We start from the raw sequence: 7,250 nt of genomic DNA on the forward strand, positions 1-7,250 counted from the left end.
GCGTCCTGGTCACCCTCTCGATGATCCTGACCGCCGCCGTGGTCTGGCCGGACATCAGCTCGGACGCGATCCTGTGGATCATGGCCGGCTGCGGCGTGGCGGGCGTGCTGGTCGCCGGGTACTTCTTCACCTTCGGCCGCCGCGGCACCGAGGAGGACCTGATCGACCGCACCGGCCGCGAGAACTGGCGGATGCCCCCGCTGGAGACCCTGGAGAAGCCCGTGATGTCCACCGCCCGCAAGATCGGCATGGGCGCCCTGCGCACGTACCTGCTGATCGCGATGATCATGGTCATCATCAAGATCGTCCAGACCGCGCTGAACCACTGAGCCACCGATCGAAGCCCGTACGGACGGGTGGTGGGCAGCGGCTCGCCGCCCGTCCGTGCCCTTTCCCCGCGTTCCCCGTGATTCCTCTGGAGGAGGTGCCGCCGTGCACACCCTGACCACCGTCGAGTTCCTGGTCCGGCTCGCCACCGGCGTCGCCTGCGGCGCGCTGATCGGCGTCGAGCGCCAGTGGCGGGCCCGGATGGCCGGCCTGCGCACCAACGCCCTGGTCGCCGCCGGCGCCACCCTGTTCGTGCTCTACAGCGAGGCGGTCGGCGACACCGGCAGCCCCACCCGGGTCGCCTCGTACGTCGTCTCCGGCATCGGCTTCCTCGGCGGTGGCGTCATCCTGCGCGACGGCGCCGGCGTGCGCGGCCTCAACACCGCCGCCACGCTCTGGTGTTCGGCCGCCGTCGGGGTGCTGTCCGCCTCCGGCAAGCTGGAGCTCGCCGTCCTCGGCACGCTCGCCGTGCTCGCCGTCCACCTGGTGCTGCGCCCGGCCGGCCGGCTGCTCGACCGGGCCCCGCAGTCCGGCAGTGACCCGGACTCCACCTGCCGGGCCACCGTCCACCTGGAGTGCGACCGCAAGTCCGAGACCCACATCCGTGCCCTGCTGCTCCAGGCCCTGGCCGCCTCCGGCCTCGCCCCCACCGGCCTGCGCGCCCGCCGTACGGAACAGGGCGACGCCACCAGCCTGCGCGCCACCGTGGCGATCACCGGGCAGGTGACCCCGGCCCTGGAGCAGGTCGTCACCCGGCTGTCGCTGGAGCCCGGAGTGCGGGACCTGCACTGGCGCCTGGATGACGAGCCGGACGACCCGAGCAGCCCGGCGCTGGCCTGAGCGAGCGGGGGTTGCCAACTGTGGTCAATTTCATCAGCATTCTTCGACGATCCGGGCATTTCGCCCGGTTGTTGGTGGCGGGCGTTACGGTTGCCGGGTGATCGTGACGCAGGCGTACCGCTTTGCGCTCGACCCGACGGAGCGTCAGGTCGTTGCGTTGCTGCGGCGTGCCGGGGCGGCCCGGGTGGCGTACAACTGGGCGCTCGCGCGGGTGAAGGCGAACCTGTCCCAGCGGGAGGCGGAGAGGTCCTACGGCATTGAGGATCTGACGCCCTCGTTCGGCTGGTCGTTGTACTCCCTGCGCAAGGCGTGGAACCAGGCCAAGGGGCGAGGTCGCGCCGTGGTGGGCCCAGTGCTCCAAGGAGGCGTACAGCACGTACCTTCAGGTGTGAACAGTGCGGGCTGGTCATCGGCCGCGATGAGAACGCCGCGCTCAACCTCGCTTCCCTCGTGAAGCGCCACGTCGCCGGGAGTGGCCCGGAGACGCTGAACGGACGTGGAGCCGACTGTAAGACGGGACCTGGTCCCGCCGGTGGCTGCGAAGCGTCTGCCTCGCACCGGCCCTCCACGCCGGGTCAGACGAGGACCTTTGCCCAGAAATAGGCAAATCCCTGAGATTTACTGATCTCTCAAGGAACGGAGCAGAACGGAAGGACCGTCATGCGAACCCTCCGGGAGGCCTGATGCCGAAACCCGACCCCAAGCACGGGCCGCTGGTGCCGATGCTGCTGGTGCTGACCCTGGTCACCGGGGTGGTGGACGCGGTCAGCTACCTCGAACTGGGGCACGTCTTCGTCGCCAACATGACCGGCAACGTGGTCTTCCTCGGCTTCGCCCTGGCCGGCGCGGCGAACCTCTCCGCCACCGCCTCACTCGGTGCCCTCGCCGCGTTCCTGGTCGGCGCCCTGGCCGGCGGCCACCTCTCCCGGCACCTGCCCGGCCACCGCGGCCGGCTGCTGACCGTCGCCGTCGCCGCCCAGGCGGCGCTCGTCGCCGTGAGCACCGTCCTGGCGGCCGTCATCGGCCACGGCTCCGCACCCGCCCGCTACACCCTGATCGGCCTGCTCGCCCTCGCCATGGGCGGCCAGAACGCGGTGGTCCGCTCGCTCAAGGTCCCCGACATCACCACCACCGTGCTCACCATGACCATCACCGCCCTCGCCGCCGACCTCACCGGCCTGCGCCGCCTCGCCTCCGTCGTCTGGATGTTCGCCGGCGCCCTGTTCGGTGCGCTCCTCGTTCTCCACGCCGGCGTCCCCAGCGCGCTGGCCCTGGTCCTCGCCCTGCTGGCCGCGGTGGCCGCCCTCACCCACCGTGCCGGCAGGCCCACCCCTGCGCCCGCCTGGACCGAGCGACTCTGAGGCCGAACGCCCTTGTGCCCCCACGCCGTTCGGTGGGGGCGCAGAAGCTTCGGGAGCGGGCGGTTCCTCAATCCTCGCGGCGGTGCCCGGCGCGGCCGCTCCAGAGCGGCTCAAGTCGGGCCCAGCTGGTGGTCCAGGCGGTCTCGGCGCGGCGGTCGAGGGCGTTGAGGCGCAGTCGCAGGGCCAGGGTGAGCAGCGCGAGGAGGGCGAGGAGGGCGCCGGCGCCGGTGCAGGCCGCGGAGACGGCGAGGGAGGCGCGGTTGGCCGGGGGAGTGGTGGGGTTGCCCGCGGGGTCGACCCAGATCGGGACGACGGAGCCGGCGACGGCCGCGCGAGGGGCCTCGACGGTACCGGTGTGCGCGGTGCCCTCAGGGTAGTTCCAGGCGGCCTCGACCTCGATCCGGCTGCTGTAGCCGCCCGCGAAGCGGCTGCCGGTGGCGGCGCCGTGGTCGGGGAGGACGGCGACCACGGCGTCCACCCGGTGCAGCCGCACCCGCTCGACGGTGGCCTGCGGCGCCGTCGAGCGGTAGAGGAGCAGGGCGCCCAGCACGGAGACGGCGACCGCCACCAGCCCGCCGACGATCACGAGCAGCCAGGCCCGGGCCCGGGCCCGGTCGAGCGGGCGGGCCAGCGGTTCGTGCCGAGCGCCGAAGGCCCGCCGCAGCTGACGGCCGGTTCGCCGCGGGAGCGACGCGGGCCGGGCGGGGCGGGGTGTGCTGCGCACGGTGAGGACTCCTCAAGGATGCGGGGATGTACAGGGTTTCATCACCCAATCTCCACCCGAAGGCCCCCCGTGCACAAGAGTGGCGCGCGCTCGGAGGAGTCGCCGGGTGGCCCGCCGACCCCCACCACCCGGGACGTTCGGCCCTCGGCAGACGCCGCCCGCCCGGGCAGGCTGGAGGTCGGCCGCGCTCCCCGTGTCTGAGCGCGAGCCCGGCCCGGCCGGACCGTGGGGGTTCCGGCCCGTGGTGCGGAGCAGGGGGCGGTCGTGGGGGCCGCCTCCTGTCCCCGCCTGTCCAGCAATTGACGTTTCGCCAGCTCAGCGCCGTATTCTTCACAGCTATACACTCGGTGTATATCCCTGGTGTATGGTCTCGCCCATGAGTGTTCCTTTGACCCTCCTCGGGCTGCTGGAGCGGGAGCCGAGCCACGGCTACGACCTCAAGCGCGACTACGACGCCCTCTTCGGCCGCGGCAAGCCCCTCCCGTACGGCCAGGTCTACGCGACCCTCGGCCGACTCGCCCGCGACGGCAAGGTGATGGCCGGCGAGGCCGAGCCCGGCGACGGGCCGGAGCGCAAGCGCTACGTCATCACCGACGCTGGCGCGACCGAGTTCGAGACCTGGCTCCAGGAGCCGGTCGCGCCCGAACCCAACCTGCAGTCCGTGCTGTTCACCAAGGTGGTGCTGGCCCTGATGCTGGGCCGCGACGCCGAGCAGTACCTGGACACCCAGCGCGCCGCCCACCTGCGCCGGATGCGCGAGCTCACCGAACTGCGCCGCACCGGCGCCCTGGTGGACGCCCTGCTCGCCGACCACGGCCTGTTCCACCTGGAGGCCGACCTGCGCTGGATCGACCTCACCGTCGCCCGCCTCGACGCCCTCGCCGCGGAGGTGCGCGCATGACCACTGTCATCGAAGCCCGCGACATCGCCCTCGCCTTCGGCGAGACGCCCGCGCTGCGCAGGGCGAGCCTGGCCGTCCAAGCCGGCGAGGTGCTCGCCATCATGGGCCCCAGCGGCTCGGGCAAGTCGACGTTACTGCACTGCCTGGCCGGCATCCTGGTGCCCGACGCGGGCGAGGTGCTGTTCAACGGGCAGTGCCTGGACCGCATGTCGGAGGCCAAGCGCAGCGCCCTGCGCCGGGACAAGTTCGGCTTCGTCTTCCAGTTCGGCCAGCTGGTACCGGAGTTGACGGCCGAGGAGAACGTCGCCCTGCCGCTGCTGCTGAACGGCGTGCGCCGGCCTGCCGCCCTGGCCCAGGCCCGGCCCTGGTTCCCCCGGCTCGGCCTGGACGGCATGGAGAAGCGCCGCTCCGGAGAACTGTCCGGCGGTCAGGCGCAACGGGTCGCCCTGGCCCGCGGCCTGGTGGCCCGTCCGCAGGTGCTGTTCGCCGACGAGCCGACCGGCGCGCTGGACTCGCTGACCGGCGAGCAGGTGATGGAGCTGATGGTCACCTCGGCGAAGGAGCAGGGCACCACCGTCATCCTGGTCACCCACGAGCCGCGGGTCGCCGCCTACGCCGACCGCGAGGCGATCGTCCGCGACGGCCGGGCCCGTACGCTCTCCGCCGGGTCGGTGGCCCCGTGATCCCGTTCTCGCTCCGACTGGCCGTCAGCGGCGGCCGGGAGGCGGTGGCCCGGCTGCTGATGATCGCGGCGGCGGTCGCGGTCGGTGTCGGGCTGTTGCTGTCGACCTTCTCCAGCGTCAACGCGATCGACCGTGCCAACGAGCGGCAGCTCTGGATGAACACGGGTGTCAAGGGCGCGACCGCGGCCACCTCGGCGGACCCGCTCTGGTGGGGCGCCCGGGCGGACTACTACCGCGGGAAGACCGTCTTCCGGGTCGATGTCGCCCCGACCGGTCCCACCTCGCCACTGCCGCCCGGCCTGAGCCGGTTGCCCGCACCCGGCGAGTACTACGCCTCGCCCGCACTGGAGAAGCTGCTGCGCGACACCCCGGCCGTTGAACTGGCCGACCGCTTCCCGGGGCGCCGGGTCGGCACCATCGCCGACGCCGGGTTGCCCTCCCCGGACAGCCTCGCGATCGTCGTCGGCCGCACGGTGGACGAGGTCAAGGCGCGGCCGAGGCCCACCACCGTCACGAGCATCGCCACCGCGATGCCCGCCGACTGCTCCCTCGACTGCTACGGCGCGGGCGTGCACGGCGACGCGCTGCTGCTGGTCCTCACCGTGGTCGCGGCGGCGCTGATCTTCCCGGTGCTGATCTTCATCGGCACCGCGACCCGGCTGTCCGCCGCCACCCGCGAGCAGCGCTACGCCGCGATGCGCCTGGTAGGGGCGACGCCCGGCCAGGTGTCGGTGATCTCGGCGGTGGAGTCCACGGTGGCGGCGGTGATCGGCACGGCCGTCGGCTTCGGCCTGTACTTCGCGCTGAAGCCGGTGGTGGCCGACGTGCCGTTCACCGGCGACCGCTTCTTCGCCTCCGACCTGAGCCTGACCCTGCCACAGGTGGCCGGGGTGGTGCTGGGTGTGCCGGTGGCGGCCGCGCTCGCCGCCCGGTTCGCGCTGCGCCGGGTCACCATCTCGCCGCTCGGGGTCTCCCGCCGGGTCACCCCGAAGCCGCCGGGCGCCTGGCGGCTGGCACCGCTGGTGGCCGGTCTCGCCGAGCTCGGTTACTTCGTCGGCAACCACCCGAAGACCACCAACGGGCAGTCGTTGGCGTACCTGACCGGCTTCGTGCTGGTGATGCTCGGCCTGGTGATCGCCGGTCCGTGGCTCACCATGGCGACCGCCCAGGCGGTGGCCCGGCGGACCAGTCGGCCGGCCTCGCTGATCGCGATGCGCCGTCTGTCGGACGACCCGAGGGCGGGCTTCCGCTCGGTCGCCGGCCTGGTGCTGGCGCTGTTCGTGACCACCGGAACCCTGGCCATCATGAGCACCATCAACGCCAACCAGGGCATGCTGAACGGCGCCCCCGAGGTGCGCAAGGCGATCGTGGCCACCCCGTTCGGCAACAGGGAGGACGCGGCCCCGCTGCCTTCGGTGCCCGATCGCGTGCTGGCGCAGGCCCGGGCCGTTCCCGGGTTCCGGGGGATCGCCCTGGTGCACGACAACCCGGCCGGGATCGGCGCGTACCAGCAGGGTGAGCGACGGATGGTGCCCAGCCTGGTGAGCTGCTCGGAACTCGCGCAGATCCCCGTGGTCGGCCACTGCGCACCCGGAGCCGCCGTCGCGGCGGTCGACCAGTTCCAGTTCGTCGACCTGCTGGACGCCTCCCAGCACGAGTGGCCGGCCGCGCAGATTCCCGCGGAGGAGGTGGCCAAGCTCCCGGTGCGGATGCTCTACGCGACCACCGACGGCTCCGAGGAGGCCAAGGAGCAGCTGCGGACGCTGTTCATGAAGGAGTTCCCGACCTACGAGCCGCGGTTGGCCGAGGACTGGGCCTCCGGTGGGCAGAAGAAGCTCCAGGCCTGGCGGCAGCTGGCGAACGTGGTGCTGCTGACCACCCTGCCGATCGCCGGGTGCAGCCTCGCGGTGAGCGTGGTCGCCGGACTGTCCGACCGCAGAAGGCCGTTCGCGATGCTGCGGCTGACCGGCGCACCGCTGCGGCTGCTGCGCCGGGTGGTCGGACTGGAGAGCGCGCTGCCGCTGCTGGTGGTGTCGGCGCTCGCGATCGGGACGGGCTTCGCCGCGGCGGCGATGTTCCTCAAGGCCCAGATGAGCTACGACCTGGTGTCCCCGGGCCTGGCGTACTACGGGCTGACGGGCTTCGGCCTGCTCGCCTCGCTCGGGATCATCGCCTCGACGCTGCCGCTGCTCCAGCGGATCACCGGGCCGGAGGCGGCCCGCAACGGCTGATCACGGTACGGGAGCCACCCGCCCCGAAGAAGGGCCCCCCGCAAGAACCCGGGGGGGCGCCAGGCCCCCGCCGGCGGAAGTGTCACCCCCCTTTTCTCTCCCCCCCCCCCTTTGGGGGGGGGGGGCCCCCGCCCCTCTTCACCCGCACCGCCGTGGCCGGAGGCCTCCCTTGCGATACGACAG

7 protein-coding genes and 2 pseudogenes are annotated in these 7,250 nt (G+C 72.8%); 8 read left to right on the plus strand and 1 reads right to left on the minus strand.

Annotated elements, in window-relative coordinates; genetic code table 11:
- The 5 genes and pseudogenes from ACFQ87_RS15510 to ACFQ87_RS15530 form a co-directional block, all read left to right on the plus strand.
- Positions 1 to 329, plus strand: a pseudogene (locus ACFQ87_RS15510) (manganese transporter); the annotation flags it as partial.
- Between the two features lie 103 nt (positions 330 to 432).
- Complete coding sequence (locus tag ACFQ87_RS15515; RefSeq protein WP_380611272.1) at positions 433 to 1,167, plus strand: MgtC/SapB family protein; 735 nt, start codon at positions 433 to 435, stop codon at positions 1,165 to 1,167.
- Positions 1,127 to 1,390: pseudogene (locus tag ACFQ87_RS15520) on the plus strand (helix-turn-helix domain-containing protein); the annotation flags it as partial. The gene ACFQ87_RS15515 and the pseudogene ACFQ87_RS15520, both read left to right, overlap by 41 nt.
- An 86-nt stretch (positions 1,391 to 1,476) precedes the next feature.
- Positions 1,477 to 1,770 carry a zinc ribbon domain-containing protein gene (locus ACFQ87_RS15525; protein WP_380611273.1) on the plus strand — a complete coding sequence of 98 codons (294 nt, stop codon included), beginning with the start codon at positions 1,477 to 1,479 and terminating at the stop codon, positions 1,768 to 1,770.
- Between the two features lie 80 nt (positions 1,771 to 1,850).
- Positions 1,851 to 2,528, plus strand: coding sequence for a YoaK family protein (locus ACFQ87_RS15530; RefSeq protein ID WP_380611274.1), 678 nt, complete (start codon positions 1,851 to 1,853; stop codon positions 2,526 to 2,528).
- Positions 2,529 to 2,595: 67 nt separating this feature from the next.
- On the opposite strand, the gene ACFQ87_RS15535 is transcribed toward ACFQ87_RS15530, so the two are convergent.
- Entirely contained in the window at positions 2,596 to 3,252 is a 657-nt protein-coding gene (locus ACFQ87_RS15535; protein ID WP_380611275.1) for a hypothetical protein, read from the minus strand.
- A gap of 376 nt (positions 3,253 to 3,628) precedes the next feature.
- Between ACFQ87_RS15535 and ACFQ87_RS15540 the strand changes: the two genes are divergently transcribed.
- From ACFQ87_RS15540 to ACFQ87_RS15550, 3 genes are read left to right on the plus strand one after another with little or no spacing between them, the layout of a single operon-like run.
- Positions 3,629 to 4,153, plus strand: a complete 525-nt coding sequence (locus tag ACFQ87_RS15540) for a PadR family transcriptional regulator (RefSeq protein WP_380611276.1) — start codon at positions 3,629 to 3,631, stop codon at positions 4,151 to 4,153.
- The gene (locus ACFQ87_RS15545) at positions 4,150 to 4,836 is read left to right on the plus strand and encodes an ABC transporter ATP-binding protein (protein WP_380611277.1); all 687 of its coding nucleotides are present in this window, start codon (positions 4,150 to 4,152) and stop codon (positions 4,834 to 4,836) included. Before ACFQ87_RS15540 ends, ACFQ87_RS15545 begins: the two co-directional genes overlap by 4 nt.
- Positions 4,833 to 7,067, plus strand: coding sequence for an FtsX-like permease family protein (locus tag ACFQ87_RS15550; protein WP_380611278.1), 2,235 nt, complete (start codon positions 4,833 to 4,835; stop codon positions 7,065 to 7,067). Before ACFQ87_RS15545 ends, ACFQ87_RS15550 begins: the two co-directional genes overlap by 4 nt.
- Positions 7,068 to 7,250 lie beyond the last annotated feature (183 nt).

Source organism: Kitasatospora sp. NPDC056531 (genome assembly GCF_042794375.1).
Classification (GTDB): domain Bacteria; phylum Actinomycetota; class Actinomycetes; order Streptomycetales; family Streptomycetaceae; genus Kitasatospora.